The organism is Gordonia sp. DT30 (genome assembly GCF_049844915.1).
Taxonomy (GTDB): Bacteria; Actinomycetota; Actinomycetes; order Mycobacteriales; family Mycobacteriaceae; genus Gordonia.
In genome coordinates, this window is the sequence record NZ_JBNCLY010000002.1 from 271,017 (window position 1) to 290,145 (window position 19,129).

19 protein-coding genes and 1 pseudogene are annotated in these 19,129 nt (G+C 66.3%); 14 read left to right on the plus strand and 6 right to left on the minus strand.

What is annotated here, in order from left to right; translation table 11 throughout:
* The first annotated feature begins 93 nt into the window (after positions 1 to 93).
* The 4 genes from ACLQ3C_RS03230 (at position 94) to ACLQ3C_RS03245 (ending at position 6,025) form a co-directional block, all read left to right on the plus strand.
* Positions 94 to 942 (plus strand): tyrosine-protein phosphatase, encoded by an 849-nt coding sequence (locus ACLQ3C_RS03230; protein ID WP_425703370.1) that lies wholly within the window; start codon positions 94 to 96, stop codon positions 940 to 942.
* A 59-nt stretch (positions 943 to 1,001) separates the two neighbouring features.
* On the plus strand, positions 1,002 to 1,634 hold the full coding sequence (locus ACLQ3C_RS03235; protein WP_425703371.1) for a TIGR03085 family metal-binding protein: 633 nt from the start codon (positions 1,002 to 1,004) through the stop codon (positions 1,632 to 1,634).
* A 112-nt stretch (positions 1,635 to 1,746) separates the two neighbouring features.
* Positions 1,747 to 4,797, plus strand: coding sequence for a DNA translocase FtsK 4TM domain-containing protein (locus ACLQ3C_RS03240; protein ID WP_425703372.1), 3,051 nt, complete (start codon positions 1,747 to 1,749; stop codon positions 4,795 to 4,797).
* Positions 4,798 to 5,032: 235 nt separating this feature from the next.
* Positions 5,033 to 6,025 (plus strand): TerC family protein, encoded by a 993-nt coding sequence (locus ACLQ3C_RS03245; RefSeq protein WP_425703374.1) that lies wholly within the window; start codon positions 5,033 to 5,035, stop codon positions 6,023 to 6,025.
* Between the two features lie 22 nt (positions 6,026 to 6,047).
* On the opposite strand, the gene ACLQ3C_RS03250 is transcribed toward ACLQ3C_RS03245, so the two are convergent.
* Both ACLQ3C_RS03250 and ACLQ3C_RS03255 read right to left on the minus strand, forming a co-directional pair.
* Positions 6,048 to 6,335 (minus strand): YciI family protein, encoded by a 288-nt coding sequence (locus ACLQ3C_RS03250; protein WP_425703376.1) that lies wholly within the window; start codon positions 6,333 to 6,335, stop codon positions 6,048 to 6,050.
* Positions 6,336 to 6,361: 26 nt separating this feature from the next.
* Positions 6,362 to 6,985 carry an amino-acid N-acetyltransferase gene (locus ACLQ3C_RS03255; protein ID WP_425703378.1) on the minus strand — a complete coding sequence of 208 codons (624 nt, stop codon included), beginning with the start codon at positions 6,983 to 6,985 and terminating at the stop codon, positions 6,362 to 6,364.
* A 224-nt stretch (positions 6,986 to 7,209) separates the two neighbouring features.
* Between ACLQ3C_RS03255 and pgsA the strand changes: the two genes are divergently transcribed.
* From pgsA to ACLQ3C_RS03295, 8 genes are all read left to right on the plus strand, one after another.
* Complete coding sequence (gene pgsA / locus ACLQ3C_RS03260; protein ID WP_425703380.1) at positions 7,210 to 7,920, plus strand: CDP-diacylglycerol--glycerol-3-phosphate 3-phosphatidyltransferase; 711 nt, start codon at positions 7,210 to 7,212, stop codon at positions 7,918 to 7,920.
* On the plus strand, positions 7,917 to 8,090 hold the full coding sequence (locus tag ACLQ3C_RS03265) for a hypothetical protein (RefSeq protein WP_425703382.1): 174 nt from the start codon (positions 7,917 to 7,919) through the stop codon (positions 8,088 to 8,090). Before pgsA ends, ACLQ3C_RS03265 begins: the two co-directional genes overlap by 4 nt.
* 150 nt (positions 8,091 to 8,240) lie before the next feature.
* Entirely contained in the window at positions 8,241 to 8,585 is a 345-nt protein-coding gene (locus tag ACLQ3C_RS03270; RefSeq protein ID WP_425703383.1) for a helix-turn-helix domain-containing protein, read from the plus strand.
* 178 nt (positions 8,586 to 8,763) lie between these two features.
* A complete protein-coding gene (locus ACLQ3C_RS03275) occupies positions 8,764 to 9,579 on the plus strand; it encodes a PspA/IM30 family protein (protein WP_425703385.1) in 816 nt (271 codons plus the stop codon).
* A 35-nt stretch (positions 9,580 to 9,614) separates the two neighbouring features.
* Positions 9,615 to 10,859, plus strand: coding sequence for a glycosyltransferase (locus tag ACLQ3C_RS03280; protein WP_425703387.1), 1,245 nt, complete (start codon positions 9,615 to 9,617; stop codon positions 10,857 to 10,859).
* Complete coding sequence (locus tag ACLQ3C_RS03285) at positions 10,850 to 11,044, plus strand: DUF3046 domain-containing protein (protein WP_425703389.1); 195 nt, start codon at positions 10,850 to 10,852, stop codon at positions 11,042 to 11,044. Before ACLQ3C_RS03280 ends, ACLQ3C_RS03285 begins: the two co-directional genes overlap by 10 nt.
* 281 nt (positions 11,045 to 11,325) lie before the next feature.
* Positions 11,326 to 12,366 carry a recombinase RecA gene (recA, locus tag ACLQ3C_RS03290; RefSeq protein ID WP_425703391.1) on the plus strand — a complete coding sequence of 347 codons (1,041 nt, stop codon included), beginning with the start codon at positions 11,326 to 11,328 and terminating at the stop codon, positions 12,364 to 12,366.
* Between the two features lie 62 nt (positions 12,367 to 12,428).
* Positions 12,429 to 12,911, plus strand: coding sequence for a regulatory protein RecX (locus ACLQ3C_RS03295; protein ID WP_425703393.1), 483 nt, complete (start codon positions 12,429 to 12,431; stop codon positions 12,909 to 12,911).
* Between the two features lie 111 nt (positions 12,912 to 13,022).
* Here ACLQ3C_RS03295 and ACLQ3C_RS03300 read toward each other — a convergent pair whose 3' ends face one another.
* From ACLQ3C_RS03300 to ACLQ3C_RS03315, 4 genes and pseudogenes are all read right to left on the minus strand, one after another.
* Entirely contained in the window at positions 13,023 to 13,919 is an 897-nt protein-coding gene (locus tag ACLQ3C_RS03300) for an amino acid ABC transporter permease (RefSeq protein WP_425703394.1), read from the minus strand.
* Entirely contained in the window at positions 13,916 to 14,599 is a 684-nt protein-coding gene (locus ACLQ3C_RS03305) for an amino acid ABC transporter permease (protein ID WP_425703396.1), read from the minus strand. Before ACLQ3C_RS03305 ends, ACLQ3C_RS03300 begins: the two co-directional genes overlap by 4 nt.
* Before the next feature lie 18 nt (positions 14,600 to 14,617).
* The gene (locus ACLQ3C_RS03310; protein WP_425703538.1) at positions 14,618 to 15,673 is read right to left on the minus strand and encodes a glutamate ABC transporter substrate-binding protein; all 1,056 of its coding nucleotides are present in this window, start codon (positions 15,671 to 15,673) and stop codon (positions 14,618 to 14,620) included.
* A 43-nt stretch (positions 15,674 to 15,716) separates the two neighbouring features.
* Positions 15,717 to 16,450 (minus strand): annotated as a pseudogene (locus ACLQ3C_RS03315) (amino acid ABC transporter ATP-binding protein).
* Positions 16,451 to 16,666: 216 nt separating this feature from the next.
* Here ACLQ3C_RS03315 and miaB point away from each other — a divergent pair.
* Positions 16,667 to 18,277, plus strand: a complete 1,611-nt coding sequence (gene miaB, locus ACLQ3C_RS03320; RefSeq protein WP_425703397.1) for a tRNA (N6-isopentenyl adenosine(37)-C2)-methylthiotransferase MiaB — start codon at positions 16,667 to 16,669, stop codon at positions 18,275 to 18,277.
* A gap of 178 nt (positions 18,278 to 18,455) precedes the next feature.
* Positions 18,456 to 19,097: a hypothetical protein gene (locus ACLQ3C_RS03325; RefSeq protein WP_425703540.1), complete on the plus strand. Its 642-nt coding sequence runs from the start codon at positions 18,456 to 18,458 to the stop codon at positions 19,095 to 19,097.
* Positions 19,098 to 19,129: the final 32 nt, after the last annotated feature.

Sequence of the window (19,129 nt, forward strand, 5' to 3'; positions counted from 1 at the left end):
CATCCGGGTCGGCGTGTGGGCCGACAGCGAAAGCGATTGTTAGAGTGCCGTAAGGCTTGCCAGCCCATGATCCCATCTCTCCAGGAGTCGTCGATGCGCTCACTCCGGTCCGCAGACCGCCGTTCTTTCCCCTTCCGGACCTCCGTCGCGGCGGTGCTCGCCTGTGCGACGATCGCGGTCCCGGTCACAGCGACGACGATGGGTGAGGGCCTGGCGCATGCAGCGCCGGCGAGTGTGACGGGTGGACAGGTCGTGGTCCCGGTCCCGGCGGCGATCAGCATCCCCGACGTCGAGAACGTGCGCACCTTCGCCAACTACCGGACCGTCGACGGCCACGCGATCACCGATCGGGTCATCCGCAGCGCGAATCTGTCGACGCTCACCCCGGTCGGCGTCGCCAATCTGCAGAAGCGTCACCTCGCCTCGATCATCGATCTGCGGACGACGATCGAGGATCAGTTGCAGGCAGACAAGCCCGTGCCGGGCGCCACCGTGCATCACTTCGACGTGTTCCGGGCGTCGCCGCCGGCCGATCTGATCAATCTGACCGAGGGGTACCGGCAGTTCGTGAGCAATCCCGTTGCCCGCCAGGCGTTCGGGGACTCGCTACGCAACATCTCCCAGACCGTTGCCGACGGCGGGGCCGTGTTGTTCCATTGCAGCGCAGGCAAGGACCGCACCGGCTGGCTCGCGGTCACGCTGCTGACGGTGCTCGGCGTCCGCCACGACGTGGTGGTCGATGACTACCTGGCCAGCAACACCTTCCGGCACGCCTCGCCGAACGATCCGATCGACGGCGTGAACATCGGTTACCTCAACAGTGCCTTCGACCAGGTGCACAAGGACTACGGCACCTTCGACAGCTATGTACACAAGGGCCTCGGACTCACCGACGCCGACGTCGCCGGTCTCAAGCACGCGTTGTTGCTCCCGGCGAACTGATCGCCGGAGATGTCGGCCGGGCACCACCGGTGTCCGGCGACTTCGCCTAGGCTGACACGGTGACTCTCGCGCAAGCAGAACGAGCGGCCCTGGTCGAGACTCTCCGGGGCACCGGTCCCGACGCCCCGACACTGTGTGATGGATGGACGACCCGCGACCTGCTCGCGCATCTGATCGTTCGGGAGCGACGCCTCGATGCAGCGCCGGGAATCATGGTCAAGCCGCTGTCCGGGTACACCGAGCGGGTCCGGGCCGGCGTGGCCGAACGCGACTTCGACGCGCTGTTGACGCAGCTGGCATCGGGTCCGCCCATCTATTCGCCGTTCTTCCTCATCGACCGCGTCGCCAACCTCGCCGAGATGTTCGTTCACCATGAGGACGTGTTGCGCGGGGCCGTGCAGGCCGACAGCGAGTGGACGCCACGGACCCTGTCGCCCGAACTCGAGAAGGGGCTCGTCACTCCGGTGAAGTCGGTGGGCAAGATGACGCTGCGTTCGTCACCGGCAACGGTCGTCCTGCGCACGCCCGACGGCACCGAGTTGACCAGTGGGGGACATGGGCCCCGGGTCACCGTCACCGGCCCGGTCGGTGAGTTGCTGCTCTTCGCGTTCGGGCGGGCGCCGGTCACCGTCGCATTCGACGGCGATGCCGAGGCGGTCGCATCGGTGCGATCGGCGCCGCGGGGATTCTGACGCACCACGAACGCCGCCGATGATGCAGGTGACGTCACAAGTTCGACACGCGCCCGCGTTGCCGGTGTTGTCCGTGTGACTGGAGTGGCCACGAAAGACTAGTCTGTTCGTCATGGCTTCGAGAGCGAGCACCGGTACGCGCACGTCCGCATCTCGTGCGTCCGGGGGTAGCAAGCGCGGTACCCGCGGCGGGTCGACGAATTCGGGTTCGGCAGCGAAATCGAGCGTCACGTCCGGACGCACGTCGACGCCACGGTCGGCTACGTCCCGCTCGGGTGCGCGCAGCGCATCGGCCGGCACCGTCCGCGCCTCACGCGGGTCGCGGACGGGCGGCGCGACGCGTTCGGGCGCGGCGGCCTCGGCCGACATCTCGCGGCGAACTCCGGGCGCGGGTGCGGTCGGGGCCGTCGGCAAAGGTGTGGGCAAAGGACTCGGTGCCGGCTGGGGATTGCTGGCCCGGGGCGTCGGCGGTGTGGCGCGTGCAGGGTCGGGAGGAGGCCGCGCCCGGTCCCGCGACCGGAGAGCACCCGGATACGACGAGGTGGCCGACGACGCCGCCGATTCCGGGGGTTTCGACCAAGACCAGTTCGACGGCGAGTACGACGGTCGCGGTCACGTCGACGAAGGTCGGGGTGGACGGACTGGTGACACGACCGGCCACACCCACCGCCGCGACGGGGTCGCCCTGCTGATCCTGGCCGTGGCCGTCCTGATCGCTGCCGGGGTGTGGTTCGGTGCTGCCGGCCCCGCCGGGGCGTTCATCAACGCGCTGGTGCGAGCGATTGTCGGCAGCTTGGCGATCGTGGTGCCGCCGGCGCTCGTCGCGGTCGCGATCATCTTGATGCGACGCCCGCCCAATGCCGACCGTCGGGGCCGCTACGTCGGTGCCGGTCTGCTGATCGTGGCGCCGCTTCTCGGTCTGATCCATCTGATGGCCGGATCGCCGCATGACCTTGATGGGCGTTCATCGGCTGGCGGATTCCTCGGATTCGCGGTGGGCGCTCCGTTGACGGCCGGCGCCACCGCATGGGTATCTGTCCCGATTCTGTTGCTGTGCATTGCGTTTGGTGTGCTGGTGCTCAGCGGGCGGACGGTGCGCGATGTTCTCGATGGCGTGCGCGCCTATCTTGGTCTCGCCGCCGGGACCGACGAGTGGGATGACGAAGTGCCCTGGGACGCCGACGATCTGGATGGCGAGTACCCGGGGGAGGATGACCGGGATGATGCGGACTTCGGGGTCGGCGATCTCGATGCAGACGATCCGTTCACCACGGGTGGATCGCGGCGCGGCGCGGCCTCGCGGAATCCTGCCTACTCGCCCGATCCGTACGACAATTACCCTCCCGATCCGGCCGACGAGGGCGCGCGGCATGCGCGACGCGCCCGACGTCCCGCGCCGGTCCGGGCCGGCGATGTGTTGGCGACGGCGACGACCGAGCCACTCGGCGGCGCAACGACCGATCGCCTGGACGAGGAGACCACCGCACCGCTCGAGGATCCGGCGGAGGCGTCCGGGCCGCGCCGCACGGGCGGCCGGGCGGCGACGCCGCGCGGCGATGCGGCGCCGGTGGCCAAGTCCGCTCGTCGCAGTGGTCCGGCGCCGAAGGTGGCAACTCCGCAGGCCCAGTCTGATGACGCCGACGAGCCGTTCACCGTCGAGGCCGCAGAAGGCGACTACCGCCTGCCGCCCACGACACTACTGCTCGATGGCGATCCGCCGAAGCACGGGAGTCGTGCCAATGAGGACATGATCGACCGGATCTCCGGTGTGCTCGAGCAGTTCAAGATCGACGCCGCGGTCACCGGTTACACCCGTGGACCGACCGTCACCCGGTACGAGGTCGAACTCGGGCCGGGGGTGAAGGTCGAGAAGATCACCGCCCTGCAGCGCAACATCGCCTACGCGGTGGCCACCGACAACGTGCGTCTGCTCGCGCCGATCCCGGGTAAGTCGGCGGTCGGCATCGAGGTGCCCAACTCCGATCGTGAGATGGTGCGCCTGGCCGACGTGCTCAAGGCGCCGTCGACGCGCAAGGACGTCCATCCGCTCGTCATCGGACTCGGCAAGGACATCGAAGGCGACTTCGTCTGCGCAAACCTGGCCAAGATGCCGCATCTGCTGGTCGCGGGCTCGACCGGGTCGGGAAAGTCGAGCTTCGTCAATTCGATGTTGGTCTCACTGCTGACCCGCGCCACGCCCGAGCAGGTCCGAATGATCCTGATCGACCCGAAGATGGTGGAACTGACTCCCTATGAGGGCATCCCGCACCTGATCACCCCCATCATCACGCAGCCGAAAAAGGCCGCTGCCGCACTCGCGTGGCTCGTCGAGGAGATGGAGCAGCGATACCAGGACATGAAGGCATCCCGGGTACGCCACATCGACGACTTCAACTCGAAGGTCCGCTCCGGCGACATCACCACGCCGCCGGGTTCCGAGCGGGTCTACAAGCCGTACCCGTACATCGTGGCGATCGTCGACGAGCTCGCCGACCTGATGATGACCGCGCCCCGCGACGTCGAGGACGCGATCGTGCGTATCACGCAGAAGGCGCGTGCCGCGGGCATTCATCTGGTGCTGGCGACCCAGCGTCCCTCGGTGGATGTGGTGACCGGACTGATCAAGACCAATGTGCCCTCGCGTCTGGCCTTTGCGACATCGTCGCTGACCGACTCCCGGGTCATCCTCGATCAGCCGGGGGCGGAGAAGCTGATCGGTATGGGTGACGGGTTGTTCCTGCCGATGGGTTCGAACAAGCCGATCCGCATGCAGGGTGCATTCATCACCGACGAGGAGATCGGCGGCGTCGTCGATTACGCCAAGGAACAAGCCGACCCGGAGTACACCGAGGGGGTCACCGCGGCCAAGGCCGGCGACAAGAAGGACATCGACTCCGACATCGGTAACGACCTCGACGATCTACTGCAGGCGATCGAGTTGGTGGTGAGCAGCCAGTTCGGCTCGACGTCGATGCTGCAGCGCAAACTGCGGGTCGGTTTCGCCAAGGCCGGTCGACTGATGGATCTGATGGAGACGCGGGGCGTCGTCGGGCCCACCGAGGGATCGAAGGCCCGGGAGGTACTGGTGAAGCCCGACGATCTCGCCGGCGTGATCGCCTCGATCACCGGCGGCGGTGCCGATCCAGAACCCGCCGACGCGTGACGGCAAGGACCGCGCATCACGCGAGGTGAACGGGACGAACCCGACATCGGGTAGGGTGGGCGGAGATCGAAGAGGGGAGTATCCCCATCTCGCGGTGTGTCCGTCAATACGGTCGCGGAACTGAGAAGGCGCCGATCGCCTTCGGTCCCGGCCCGGACACCGCGGTCGTTCACCGGCGGGAGAGACCTCTGGCATCGCAACCGTTTTGTGCTGCGCGCTGGAGGTAGATCGTCCCATGCACGTCTCGACCATCGTCTGGATCGTCACCTGTGCGGTGATCCTGGGCCTGTTCGTCTTCGACTTCTTCGCCCACGTCCGGGTTCCGCACGCCCCGTCCCTGAGAGAATCGGGCATCTGGTCGGCCGTCTACATCACGATCGCCGTCGTCTTCGGTGGCTTCGTGTGGTGGCAGTGGGGGACCACGTACGCCGGGGAGTACTTCGCCGGTTACGTCACCGAGAAGGCATTGTCGGTGGACAACTTGTTCGTCTTCGTCATCATCATGTCGAAGTTCGCCGTACCCAAGGAGTATCAGCAAAAGGTGCTGTTGCTCGGCATCGTGATGGCGCTGTTGCTGCGCGGGTTGTTCATCGCCGTCGGAGCGGCTGCGATCAATACCTACAGCTGGGTGTTCTACCTGTTCGGCGCCTTCTTGATCGTCACCGCGATCAAGTTGCTGCGCGAAAGCGATGACCCCGTCGACCACGAGGAGCAGCGCGAGTCGCGGCTCGAACGGCTCGTCAAGAAGTACCTGCGTACCTCCGATGAGTACGACGGCGACCGGTTGTTCACGCGCGTCTCGGGCCGCCGGATGGCGACTCCGATGCTGTTGGTGCTCGTCGTCATCGGCTTCACCGATATCCTGTTCGCGCTCGATTCGATCCCGGCCATCTACGGGCTGACCCAGCAGCCGTACCTGGTGTTCACCGCCAATGCGTTTGCGCTGATGGGTCTGCGCCAGTTGTACTTCCTGCTCGGCGGACTTCTCGACAGACTCGTCTATCTGTCCTATGGGCTGTCGTTCATCCTCGTGTTCATCGGCGTCAAACTGGTGCTGCACGCCTTGCACGAGAACGCGCTGCCGTTCATCAACGGCGGCGAACACGTATCCGTACCGGAGATCTCCACGCCGCTGTCTCTCGGTGTCATCATCGGCACCCTGGTCATCACCACGGTCGCGAGTCTGATCGGCTCGCGACGGCAACGGACGGGCCCGCCGACCGGGTGATCGGCGGCGCCGTCCGGGCAGGTCAGTCGTCGAATGGGCCGAATATCTGCTTCCATTCGACGATCCGCACGCCATCGATGGCCTGATGGGCGTTGAACGGGTCGTTGGCCATGAAGGCCTCGGCGTCATCGATGCCACCATCGACACCGATCAGGATCAGTGCACCGGAGCCGTCGGGGTACGGGCCGCTGGCGAGCACGTTACCGGCGCCGTATTCCTCGGACAGCCACTCACGATGGGCCGCGCGATGGGCATCGCGGACAGTCGCCTTGGCCGACTCGTAGGTGTAGTGCACTGCATAGATGGTCACGTAAGTCGCTCCTGGTTCCGTGGAAACTACTGTGTCGTCGGGGATTTCACCGATCGGTGCGTTGTCTCGCCCGTCGGTGGGTCACCGAGGTCGGCCAGCATCCGGGTGTTGCCCAGCGTATTCGGTTTGACGTAGCTCAAATCGAGGAACTCCGCGACACCGGTATCGTACGAGCGGCACATTTCCTCGAAGACCTCGCGGGTCACCGGTGTGCCCTCGATCTCGGCAAACCCGTGCCGGCCGAAGAACTCCGTCTCGAAGGTCAGCACGAAAACCCGACTCAACTGCAACTCGCCGGCCACCTCGAGTAGCCGGGCCACCAGGCGATGCCCGATACCGCGCCCGGCGCACTGCGCATCGACTGCGACGGTGCGCACTTCGCCGAGATCGGCCCACAACACGTGCAGCGCACCGCACCCGACGATCCGGCCGTCGAGCTCGGCGACCCAGAACTCCTGCACCGCTTCGTAGAGCGTCACGAGATTCTTCTCGAGCAGGATGCGTCCGGCGTACTGGTCGATCAGCTCCTTGATGCGGGGCACATCGGAGGTACGAGCACGGCGGACGACGACCGAATCGCGTCGAATCGTGGTCGGATGCTTCGGGACGCTGCCCGGGTCGGGGACCTCGTTGCCGTCCTCACCGTTCATGGGTTCATCTTGCCTTCAGTTGTGCCCGGGCGTCACCTGAGGCCTGCGGGTGTGCGCGGTTGGCGGGGGGCCGACCCACCATGCTGCCGGACGCGTCCGTGATGAGAACGCGAGGATCCGCCGTCCGCGCATGTCGGATCGGTCGATACCCTGGTGAGCGTGCGAACGAACGACACGCGTCCGGTGGCGCCGGCCACCGGCGCCGGCGCCCGAGATGCGGTCTCATGACCGACCGGATGCGCCGGGCTGTCAACGAACGCGGGCTCGCCGACGTCGGGCGTGGACCCGACCACATCGCCGACCCCGTCGATTCGGTTCCGGTCGTCAACATCGCCAACGCACTGACCGTTTTCCGGATCGTGTTGGTGCCGGTCTTTCTGGTCGTTCTCTTCGCCGACGGCGGCCACCAGACCTGGTGGCGCATCGCGGCGGCACTGATCTTCGGGGTCGCCGCGATCACCGACCACGTCGACGGTCGCCTTGCGCGGGGACGCGGGCTGGTCACCGACTTCGGCAAACTCGCCGATCCGATCGCCGACAAGGCGCTCATCGGCTCGGCACTGATCGCCTTATCGGTTCTCGGCGAATTGTCCTGGTGGATCACCGCGATCATCCTCGTGCGTGAACTCGGGGTCACCCTTCTTCGGTTCTGGGTGTTGCGCCACGCCGTCATCCCGGCCAGCCGCGGTGGCAAACTCAAGACTCTCCTGCAGGCGATCGGTATCGGGCTGCTGCTGTTCCCGCTGAGCGGCGCCTTCCATCTGGTGGCCGTGATCATCATGTGGGTGGCCGTCGTCATCACCGTGGCGACCGGATTCGACTACGTGTGGCAAGCTCTCCGGTTGCGCAGCGCCGCCCGGATGCGGTCCCGCGATGGTGCACGCACGCCACAGACCATCGGACCGGTCACCGACGCAGGCACGGAGCATCGATGACCCGCGCGGCCGTGCCCGGCGCGACGCCGCGCCGGGCGCGACACGACACGTTCGGCCGCACCCACCTGACGCGCGGCGACCGATCCGATATTCGACTACTGTCGTCCACACGCGCGCTCGACGATGTGTACGTGCCGCTGCGGGAACGGGAAGGCATCGTTCGGCGTTGAACCCGACGATGCCGCTTGCCGGCACCCTCGACGGCCGAGGCGCCGAGTAATCCGGTCCCGGCACCGCGGCAACGGCAAGTGCGCGCACGGATCTGTGAGAAGGATGCGTGCGACCAAGACAAGCGCGAGAAGGACAAGGAGGAAACCCCGATGGCAATGCTCTTGCGAGAAGCGCTCGGTGACAGCCTGCGCCGCGTTCGTACCCTGCAGGGCCGGACGCTACGTGAGGTGTCCACCGATGCGCGGGTGAGCCTGGGTTACCTCTCCGAGGTCGAGCGCGGGCAGAAGGAGGCGTCCAGCGAATTGCTGGCCGCGATCTGCGACGCACTCGATGTCGAGATCGCCGATCTGCTCCTCGACGTGGGCACCACGATGCGACCCGACGATGCTCCGGTGACGGTTCCGGCCGCCGAGCGCGACGCGGCTATCGCGTCGAAGGTGGTCATTGCCGCGCCCGAGGTGCGCACCCGCGCGACGGCCCTGGCCGCCGCCTGACCCAGGCTCACCGGTTGCGCACGCATGCGGGTGTCGCGGGCTCCGAGCACTGCGCATTGGCTCCGAGCGCCGTGTATTCGATCGTCTGAATGCCGGCCTGCATCGTCCGGCCATCCGAGAAGCTAGATTAGTGTGCATACCGACGCGAAACCGCTCTGATTGGAGTTGACGAGAAGCTATGGCGAACCCGTTCGTGAAGATGTGGCGCTATCTGATGGCACTCGGCAATGCGAAGATCGATGAGAACGCCGATCCGAAGATTCAGATACAGCAGGCGATCGAAGACGCGCAACGTCAGCATCAGGCGCTTTCCCAGCAGGCGGCGTCGGTGATCGGCAACCAGCGTCAGCTCGAGATGAAGCTGAATCGTCAGCTCGAAGAAATCGAGCGGCTGCAGGCCAACACGCGGCAGGCGCTGACCCTGGCCGATCAGGCCAACGCGGCCGGGGACGCGCAGAAGGCGCAGGAGTACAACAATGCTGCCGAGGCGTTCGCCGCGCAGCTCGTCACCGCGGAGCAGAGCGTCGAAGATCTGAAATCGCTGCATGACCAGTCGTTGCAGGCAGCCCAGCAGGCCAAGCAGGCGGTCGAGCGGAACGCCACCGTCCTGCAGCAGAAGCTCGCCGAGCGCTCCAAGCTGCTCAGCCAGCTCGAGCAGGCGAAGATGCAGGAGCAGGTCAGCGCCTCGCTGAACCAGATGAGCGAGCTGTCGGTACCCGGGAACACGCCGAGCCTCGATCAGGTGCGCGACAAGATCGAACGGCGCTACGCGAATGCGCTCGGTTCGGCCGACCTCGCGAAGAACTCGGTGCAGGGTCGGATGGCCGAGGTGGAGCAGGCCGGTGTGCAAATGGCCGGTCATGCGCGGCTCGAGCAGATCCGAGCAGGTATGTCGGGCAATTCGTTGCCGACCGGAGGCGCAGCCGCCCCGGCGGCGCAGCCCGCGCCGGGACTGACGAAGCCGGCCGCCGAGCCGCCGCAGACGGGCAACTGAGCCCACGATTCACCGGTACCGCAGGCGGTGGACCGGTGCGGGTGGCAATTGTGGCCGGACCCGACGCGGGCCATGCGTTTCCGGCTTTCGCGCTATCGGAAAAGCTTGCCGCCCAACAGGTTCGGTCCATCGTGTGGACGGGCGTCCGGTGGCACGAGGTCGCCGGGTCTCGCGGCCTCGACGTTGCCGAACTACCAGATCTGCAAGTGCGTCCCGATGAGGATGACGAGGATGCCGGGGCAAAACTCGGTGCGCGGGCGGCACGAATGGCTGCCACGCTCGCCCCGATACTGGCCGTGCGCGGCATCGATCTGGTCGTCTCCGATGTCATCACCGTCGCCGGATTGTGGGCGGCCGAGTTGTGCGGGATACCCGCGATCGAATTGTCACCGCACCCCCTCTACGCACCTTCGCGTGGGTTGCCTCCCATCGGTGCGGGGCTGGCGCCGGGACGCGGGTTCGGCGGCCGACTGCGTGATTCCGGGCTGCGAATGGCGAGCAATGTCTCGGTCCGCGCGGGCGAGCGCCAGCGCGGTGCCGCTCGACGCGGGATCGGACTGCCCGCCACGCCGGTGACGTCGGTACCGCGGCTCATCGCCACCCTGCCGGCGCTGGAGGTGGGCCGGCCCGATTGGCCGGCCGACGCGCACCTGATCGGACCGCTGCTGTGGGAGCCCACCGAGGCCACTGTGACACCACCAGCCGGTGAGGCGCCGCTGGTCGTGGTGGCGCCGTCGACGGCGGCGATCGGTACGGCCGACATGCTCACGCACACGCTCGCCGGTCTGGATGAGCTGGCAGCGAGGCGCCCGCTACGAGTCGTCATCTCGGCTCTCGATCCGCCACCGATGCATCAGCGAGAGTCGCCGGGGTTGTCGGTCGTGGCCGGACTCGGACGTCAAGATCTGCTGGTACGGCACGCCGACGTGGTCGTGTGCGGCGGTGGCCACGGGATGCTCGCGAAGTCCTTGTCGGCGGGCGTTCCGGTGGTGACGGTGCCCGGCGGTGGGGATCAATGGGAGTTGGCCACGCGAGTGGCCCGCCAGGGTAGCGGGGTGGCGGTACGCCCGGTGACGGCCCACGCCATCGCCGAGGCGGTCGCCTCGGTGCTCGATGACCCCGGATTCTCTCGCGCTGCGGCGCGCGCCGCCGAGTCGGCCATCGATGTCGTCGACCCGGTGCGCATCGTTCACGATGTATACCAACGCCATGTCGAAGGGTGTGTCCCCGGCGCCTCGCACGGTGGCCGGGCCGCCGGAGGAGTGCCCCGATGCGATTGACGGAGTTCACCGAACGGATCACCGAGCAATTCGGTACGGTCGCGGCGGATTCGATACTGACCGACCACGTGCTGACCGAACTCGGTGGTCGCACCGGCGCGCGGGCCATCGATGAGGGTGTCGATCCCCGCGATGTGTGGGTGGCGATCTGCCGCGACTTCGACGTTCCCCGAAATCGGTGGTGATTGCGCGTTCGAAATCGCGCCGGTCCGCGTGTCGGCTTGCCATCGAACACACGTTCAGGCAATCGTAGAGGGGTGTGGAACCAAGCCGCCGTCGCGTGCGTCGAAGGTCTTGTCGGGCGTGAACGGCGATCCCGGCGTGATCGTCCATCCCCGGCCATCGCCGGTTGCGTGTGCGATTGTGTCGGACCCCGTCGCTAACGTGCTCCACGAACCACCACCCGATACCGATGACCACCCGAACTCCGCCGGTCGCACCGGCGCACTGATACGAGGAGACCACCATGGCAGCACCCCAGGATCGTGAGAAGGCTCTCGACCTCGCCCTCGCCCAGATCGACAAGAATTTCGGCAAGGGATCGGTCATGCGGCTCGGCGAGGAGACCCGTCAGCCGATCGCGGTGATCCCCACCGGTTCGATCGCACTCGACGTTGCGCTGGGCATCGGCGGACTGCCGCGTGGCCGCGTCGTCGAGATCTACGGTCCGGAGTCGTCCGGTAAGACCACGGTGGCCCTGCATGCGGTCGCCAACGCCCAGGCCCAGGGGGGTATCGCCGCGTTCATCGACGCCGAGCACGCGCTCGATCCGGAATATGCGGCAAAGCTCGGTGTCGACACCGACGCACTCCTGGTGTCCCAGCCCGATACCGGTGAGCAGGCGCTGGAAATCGCCGACATGCTGATCCGGTCGGGCGCGCTGGACATCCTCGTGATCGACTCGGTCGCCGCACTGGTCCCCAAGGCCGAGATCGAAGGCGAGATGGGTGATTCGCATGTCGGTCTGCAGGCGCGTCTGATGAGCCAGGCGCTGCGCAAGATGACCTCGGGACTGAGCAACTCGAACACCACCGCGATCTTCATCAACCAGTTGCGCGAGAAGATCGGCGTGATGTTCGGTTCACCGGAGACCACGACCGGTGGTAAGGCGTTGAAGTTCTACTCCTCGGTCCGCCTGGATATCCGTCGGATCGAGACCCTCAAGGACGGCACTGATGCGGTCGGCAACCGTACCCGCGTCAAGGTCGTCAAGAACAAGGTTGCACCGCCGTTCAAGCAGGCCGAGTTCGACATTCTCTACGGCCACGGCATCAGCAAGGAGGGCTCGCTGATCGACATGGGTGTCGCCGAGGGCTTCATTCGCAAGTCGGGCTCCTGGTTCACCTACGAGGGCGATCAGCTCGGCCAGGGCAAGGAGAACGCCCGGAAGTTCCTGCTCGAGAACGACGATATCCGCGACGAGATCGAGAAGAAGATCAAGGAGAAGTTGGGCATCGGTGCGGTGGTCGACGCCGATGACGTCGCCCCGGCGCCGGTGGAATTCTGACCGGCGAGCGAGAATCCGGCAGGCGAGAACCAGGCGGGGCAAAAGGGCCCAGCGCCTGGGATGTGGCGTTGCGATTGCTGGGGGTGCGGGCCCGTTCACGCACTGAGATGCAGGATCGGTTGTCCCGCCGCGGTTTCGACGCCGAGGCCGTCACCGACGTGATGATGCGGCTCGACTCCGCCGGTCTTCTCGACGACGAGGACTTCGCCACCGAGTGGGTGCGGTCGCGGCATGCGCATTCGGCGCGTGGCCGGCTCGCGTTGCGCCACGAGCTCAAGGCCAAGGGGGTCGATGCGACGACGATCGAAAGCGCTCTCTCCGAGATCGATCCCGATGACGAGCGCGCCGCAGCGCGGCGTCTGGTGGACAAGAAGATCACCGTCCGTGTGATGGAGGAGATCGACGACCGGGCAGAGCGGGAGAGACACTTTCGCCGGCTGGTGGCCATGCTGGTGCGTCGCGGCTATCCGCAGTCGTTGGCACTCGACGTGGTCGGCGAACAGCTCGACGCGGCCGGCCGGGCCCGCCAGATCGCGGACCCCTGAGCAAACTCCGCGTCATCGATGCCAACGATGGTCGGCAATCGCCGACGATGCCGGGTGCCGTCAGATGACGGCACCCGGCATCGGGTCCTCGGGGCAGCCCGCGAGTGTCCCTCAGCGTTGAAGGGGGCCGAATTCCGGCATGTTCTCCATCGCGCCCAGGTCGGTCTCCTCCGCGTCGGGTACCGCTGTCTTGCGGCGGCCCTGGCGTAGTGCCTTCTCAAGGCCGGTGGCCAGCGTGGAGAGGCCGAAGTTGATGACGATCATCACCACGGCGACCACGACGAGGGCAGGCAGATAGTTGCCGTAGTAGGACGCCGATTGAATCCCCGAGCGGACCACCTCGACGTATCCGATGGCGTAACCGAGCGCGGAGTCTTTCAAGGCGATCACCATCTGCGAGATCAGCGCGGGAAGCATCGCGGTGATGGCCTGCGGGAGCAGGATGATTCGCATCATCTGCGACTTGCGAAGCCCCAACGCCATCGACGCCTCGGTCTGCCCGGTGGGCAGGGAGTTGATTCCCGAACGCAGGATCTCGGCCATCACCGAACCGTTGTAGAGGGTCAGGCCGGTGACGACCGCGGCAAACGCCAGTTGGGAGGACGGGAACACTGCGTAGTCGGCGAACAGGTAGTAGGCGAAGATCATCAGGATCAGCACCGGGATCGCACGGAACACCTCGACGAACAGCCCGGCCACGGCCCGCACCCACAAGTGATCGGAGAGGCGCCCGATGCCGAGGACGGACCCCAGGATCAGCGCGAAGATGATGGACAGGAACGCAGCCTTGAGCGTTCCCCACAGCCCGGGCAGAATATAGGTGGTCCAGGTGGTCCCGGTGATGAAGGGATTCCACTTCTCCGAAACGAATTGGTCGTTGCCGGTGAGAACCACGATCACGTACGCCGCCACCGCGACGACCACCACCAGGAAGATGACGGCGATGATCGCGTTGCGGATGCGGCCCTTGGGTCCGGGTGCGTCGTAGAGAACCGTTGCGCTGCTCATCGTTTGACCGCCAGTCGCTTGGCGAGGTAGCCGAAGACGGCGCCCTCGATCAGGGTGATGACCATGAATCCGATGGCGATGATCACGAAGATCGCGATGATCTGATCGGCATGGTTCTCGATTTGCTCCTTCATCAGCAGTGAGGCCTCGGCGACGCCGATCACCGACGCGATGGTGGTGTTCTTGGTCAATGCGATCAGCACACTGCCGAGCGGACCGATCACCGATCGCAGTGCCTGCGGCAAGATGATGATCCCGAACACCTGGCTGAAGCCCAGACCCAACGACCGAGCAGCCTCGGCTTGTCCGAGGGGCACCGTGTTGAATCCCGAGCGCAAGGTCTCGCAGACGAAGGTCGCGGTGTAGAGGATGAATGCCAGCACCGCGAGCCGGAAGTTGTTGTTCTCGATGAAGGTGTCGTTGTCGGGGGCCAGTGCCAGACCGAGGTTCTGGTACAGACCCACCGAGCAGAAGATCACGATCAACGTCAGCGGGGTGTTCCGCACGATGTTGATGTAGGCGGCGCCGAACCAGCGCATCACCGGCACCGGGGACACGCGCATCCCGGCGAGAATGGTGCCCCAGATCAGCGCGCCGATCGCCGACCACAACGTCAACTCGAGGGTCACCCGGAAGGCGGGCCACAGTTGCGGACCAATGTCCGACCACAGTTCATTCATCGGTTATCGCCTTCTTCCTCAGCCGAGTCCCGGTGGGCACGGGGTGGATGTCGAATTGACTATCTTGTCCACCGCCTGCGGGCCGGGGTCGGGAAGGAACTTGTAGTTCGAGTCGGGTGCGGCCGCGCGCGCCATCATCTCGTCGACGTACTGGTTGCCGATCGCCTTGCGCAAGGCCGACTCCCACGCGGATTCACCACCGTTGGGTCCCGAAGCGAGCATGGCGTGCAGGGCTTCGTCGGCGGCGGCGAGCGCCTCGGGATGATTCTGGGCCATACCGATTCCGTAGTTCTCGGTGGAGAACGGGGCACCGGCTTTCTTGAGGACCTTTTTGCCGCTGCTCGAGACGCAGGCATTCTTGGGATAAGTCATGCCGACGATCTTGAATTCGTCGGGAAAGAAGTTCGCATACCCGGCGAGGATCACCTCGTCGGTGGTCAGCGCGTCCACCTTGCCGCGTCGGACTGCCTCGACGCACGACGAGTAGGAGTCGTATTCCTGCAACTGCACGCCGGGTAGTTGGGCCTTGACGTTCTGTGCCGAGGTCGAGCCGGTCACCGAACACAACCGCTTGCCCTTGTTGAGATCGGTGAGTGAGGTGATCGAGTCGTCGTCGTCGCGTACGAGCAGCGCCTGATAGTTGATCAGATACGGGCCGGCGAAGCTGACCTGTTTGGCTCGTGAAGCGTTGATCGAATAGGTGGCCGCGATCATGTCGACCTCGCCGTTGTTGATCAGCGTTTCGCGTTGCGCCGAAGGTGTTTCGCGCCAGGTGATCTGCGGGTGCGCGACGCGGAGCTTATCGGCGATGAAGTTCACGACGTAGGTCGACACCGCCGGGTCGAACCCGGTGACGCTTTTGTCGGGATTGCGGATGCCGAGGCCGGGCTGGTCGTATTTGGTTCCCAGCACCACCTTTCCGCTCTTGATGGACTCGAGGAGGTTGCGCGGTTCGGTGCTGCCGCAGGCGGTCAACGATGCGGCGAGCACGGCAGCCACGACGGCCACCACTGAGATCGCTGCGATCGGCCTGCGCTGCCATGGCCTGCGGGCCTGTGCCGAGGTCCGGCGCATACGTCTGCCCGGTGTCGCCGGTGAGTCGGGAGCCATGGGCATCTCAGTGGCCCAAGATCTTCGAGAGGAAGTCCTTGGCGCGATCGGACTGCGGGTGATCGAAGAAGGACTCCGGATCGGAGTCCTCGACGATCGCCCCATCAGCCATGAAGATGACGCGGTCGGCGGCCCTGCGCGCGAAGCCCATCTCGTGGGTGACCACCAGCATCGTCATGCCCTCCTTGGCCAGGGAGACCATCACGTCGAGCACCTCGTTGACCATCTCCGGGTCGAGTGCCGAGGTGGGCTCGTCGAACAACATGATCTTGGGATTCATGGCCAGCGACCGGGCAATCGCGACGCGCTGCTGCTGTCCGCCCCGCCCGAGAGCTGTGCCGGATACTTGTCCTTCTGGCTCGCGATCCCGACGCGATCGAGAAGCTCGAGCGCCCGCTTGGTGGCCTCGTCCTTGCCCTTCTTGCGCACCTTCATCGGTGCAAGCATGACGTTCTGCAGGATCGTCTTGTGCGCGAACAGGTTGAACGACTGGAAGACCATGCCGACGTCGGCGCGCAGCCGGGCGAGATCCTTGCCCTCGGTGGGCAAGAGCTTGCCCTCGATGCGGATCTCGCCGCTGTCGATGGGCTCGAGACGATTGATGGTCCGGCACAGCGTGGACTTGCCCGACCCGGACGGGCCCAGTACGACGACCACCTGTCCGCGCGGCACCTCGAAGTTGATGTCGGAGAGCACATGCAGCTCACCGAAGTGCTTCTGCACATGCGTCATGGCGATCATCGGCGGTGCATCGGCGGCGCCCACCGGATCGGGCGCCTGAGTCGGGGATTCGGTCATACGTCAGAACCCTAATAGGGACGAAGGGTGCCGTCGCGGCAAATGCGGCAGCCCGGTGTCGTCGGTGTCGTCCCGGCGGGTGAGCGCCGGCGGCGAACCGCCCGGCAGCGATCGGACGGCCCGGCGGGCGATTTGCCCTCGACCCGTACTCTGGACCAAGTGAGTATCGACCTGTCCGATTCCGTATCGACCTCGCCGAATGCCGGTTCGGCGGGCGGTGCCGCGCGCCGCTATCAGGTCCGCACGTACGGCTGTCAGATGAACGTTCACGACTCCGAGCGGATCTCCGGCCTGCTCGAGGAGGCCGGTTACGTCCGCGCCGACGCGGACGAGCAGGCCGACCTCGTCGTGTTCAACACCTGCGCGATCCGGGAGAACGCCGACAACAAGCTCTACGGGAATCTGTCCCACCTGGCGCCGGTCAAGGCGCAGCAGCCCGGAATGCAGATCGCCGTCGGCGGGTGCCTTGCGCAGAAGGACAAGGATTCGGTGCTGCGCCGGGCGCCGTGGGTGGACGTGGTGTTCGGCACCCACAACATCGGTTCGCTGCCGGTCCTGCTCGAGCGGGCCCGTCACAACGAACAGGCGCAGGTCGAGATCCGCGACTCGCTGGAGGCGTTTCCGTCGACACTGCCTGCCAAGCGCGAATCGGCGTATGCCGGCTGGGTGTCGGTGTCGGTCGGCTGCAACAACACCTGCACCTTCTGTATCGTGCCGTCGCTGCGCGGCAAGGAGATCGACCGCCGGCCCGGCGATGTCCTCGCCGAGGTAGCGGCGCTCGTCGACGCCGGGGTGGTGGAGGTGACGCTGCTCGGCCAGAACGTCAACGCCTACGGCATGTCCTTCGCCGACCCCTACACGCCTCGTCATCGTGGTGCGTTCGCCGAATTGCTGCGCGCCTGTGGCGACATCGAGGGCCTCGAGCGCGTGCGTTTCACCTCGCCGCATCCGGCCGAGTTCACCGACGACGTCATCGAGGCCATGGCGCAGACACCCAACGTGTGCCCCCAGTTGCACATGCCGTTGCAGTCAGGGTCGGACCGCATCCTGCGGTCGATGCGGCGCAGTTACCGGCGCACCAAGTTCCTCACCATTCTCGACAAGGTGCGTGCCGCGATGCCGGACGCCGCGATCACCACCGACATCATCGTCGGCTTCCCGGGGGAGACGGAGGAGGACTTCGCCGAGACCCTCGACGTGGTCGCCGCGGCCCGGTTCGCGAGTGCGTTCACCTTCCAGTACTCGCCCCGGCCGGGCACCCCGGCCGCCTCGATGGACGATCAGGTGGCTCCTGAGGTGGTGTCCGATCGATACCGGCGGCTGATCGAGTTGCAAGAGCAGATTTGTCTGTCGGAGAACCGCGCCATCGTCGGGCGGGAGGTCGAGTTGCTCGTCGTCGCCGACGAAGGACGCAAGAGCGCCCACTCGCACCGCATGACCGGCCGCGCCCGCGACGGACGTCTGGTGCATTTCCGGCCAGACGATGCGGCGGCCATCCGTCCGGGCGACGTGGTGACCACCGTGGTGACCGGCGCGGCGCCGCACCATCTCATCGCCGACGCAGGTATCGGCCGCCACCGGCGTACCCGTGCGGGCGACGCCCATGCACAGAGCCGGACACCGACCACCCCGCCGGTTGGTGTGGGACTCGGGATTCCCGGTGTCGGACCGGCGCCTGCGGAGCCGGCGAGTGACGGCTGCGGTGCCGGTGGGTGCGGCGCTGGGCCATCGGTACCCGCCGGCCAGACGATGGCGGCGCCAGGACAGTGAGGACGGCATGAGCACGCAAGAGCAGGGTCCGGTCGAAGACGGCGCGCACGAGGAGCCGTTGCCGAACGAGTCGTCGCATAACGAGATCACCCAGAACGAGACGAGCCCGAACGAAGACTCGCAGGCCGATGCGGCGCCGCACGTGAGCTCGAGGGGTGACAAAGCGCTCGACGAGCTTCTGGGCGGGGAGAGCGCGCGGCGTTCGGCCGAATCGGCGAGCCTCGCCGACCTCGCCGGCTACGAAGACGATCTGCGCCGGGCCGAACGCAAGGTGGCAGGCGAGATCGACCCCGGTCCGCGTGGCATCGTCGTCGCGGTGGCGGTGCTGCTGGCCATGGTGTCGCTGGTGTTGCCGCACACCGGATCCGCCAGCGGCATCGACGTGCTGACGATGTCCCCGGATGCGGTCGCCGAACGGGTCGCCATCACCTCCCGGGTCTTCGTCTATCTGCTCCTGATCTTCGGGATCGGCGCATCGATGCTGGCACTGCTGACCCGGCGGTGGATCATCGCCTGGATCGCCCTGTGCGGCTCGGCGGTGGCCTGCGTGGCCGGGATGCTCGCCTGGTGGACACGCAACACGCCGGGTGTGGGCGGGATGCAGCCGCCATCTGGGGTGGGTATCGGTCTGATCCTGGGATGGATCGCGGTCTTCGTGCTCACCTTCCATTGGGCTCGTGTGGTGTGGGCGCGCAGCAACTATCACCTCGCGCTGGCGGAGCAGCGGCGCGTGGAGGCGGCCAAGCGTGAGGCGGCGACCCGCCGGATCGCCGGTCGCACCGACATCCGGCCGCCGTCCGCCGGTGAGCCAGGGGCCTGACGGCCGGGTCTGCCGGTTGCCGGCGCTGACTA

Excerpts from the sequence above, each read along its gene's own strand:
- ACLQ3C_RS03305 (WP_425703396.1), bottom strand. The coding sequence starts at position 14,599 with ATGAATGAACTGTGGTCGGACATTGGTCCGCAACTGTGGCCCGCCTTC.
- recA (WP_425703391.1), top strand. The coding sequence starts at position 11,326 with ATGGCAGCACCCCAGGATCGTGAGAAGGCTCTCGACCTCGCCCTCGCC.
- ACLQ3C_RS03270 (WP_425703383.1), top strand. The coding sequence starts at position 8,241 with ATGGCAATGCTCTTGCGAGAAGCGCTCGGTGACAGCCTGCGCCGCGTT.
- ACLQ3C_RS03275 (WP_425703385.1), top strand. The coding sequence starts at position 8,764 with ATGGCGAACCCGTTCGTGAAGATGTGGCGCTATCTGATGGCACTCGGC.
- pgsA (WP_425703380.1), top strand. The coding sequence starts at position 7,210 with ATGACCGACCGGATGCGCCGGGCTGTCAACGAACGCGGGCTCGCCGAC.
- ACLQ3C_RS03240 (WP_425703372.1), top strand. The coding sequence starts at position 1,747 with ATGGCTTCGAGAGCGAGCACCGGTACGCGCACGTCCGCATCTCGTGCG.
- ACLQ3C_RS03255 (WP_425703378.1), bottom strand. The coding sequence starts at position 6,985 with ATGAACGGTGAGGACGGCAACGAGGTCCCCGACCCGGGCAGCGTCCCG.
- ACLQ3C_RS03300 (WP_425703394.1), bottom strand. The coding sequence starts at position 13,919 with ATGAGCAGCGCAACGGTTCTCTACGACGCACCCGGACCCAAGGGCCGC.
- ACLQ3C_RS03310 (WP_425703538.1), bottom strand. The coding sequence starts at position 15,673 with ATGCGCCGGACCTCGGCACAGGCCCGCAGGCCATGGCAGCGCAGGCCG.
- ACLQ3C_RS03245 (WP_425703374.1), top strand. The coding sequence starts at position 5,033 with ATGCACGTCTCGACCATCGTCTGGATCGTCACCTGTGCGGTGATCCTG.
- ACLQ3C_RS03285 (WP_425703389.1), top strand. The coding sequence starts at position 10,850 with ATGCGATTGACGGAGTTCACCGAACGGATCACCGAGCAATTCGGTACG.
- ACLQ3C_RS03265 (WP_425703382.1), top strand. The coding sequence starts at position 7,917 with ATGACCCGCGCGGCCGTGCCCGGCGCGACGCCGCGCCGGGCGCGACAC.
- ACLQ3C_RS03230 (WP_425703370.1), top strand. The coding sequence starts at position 94 with ATGCGCTCACTCCGGTCCGCAGACCGCCGTTCTTTCCCCTTCCGGACC.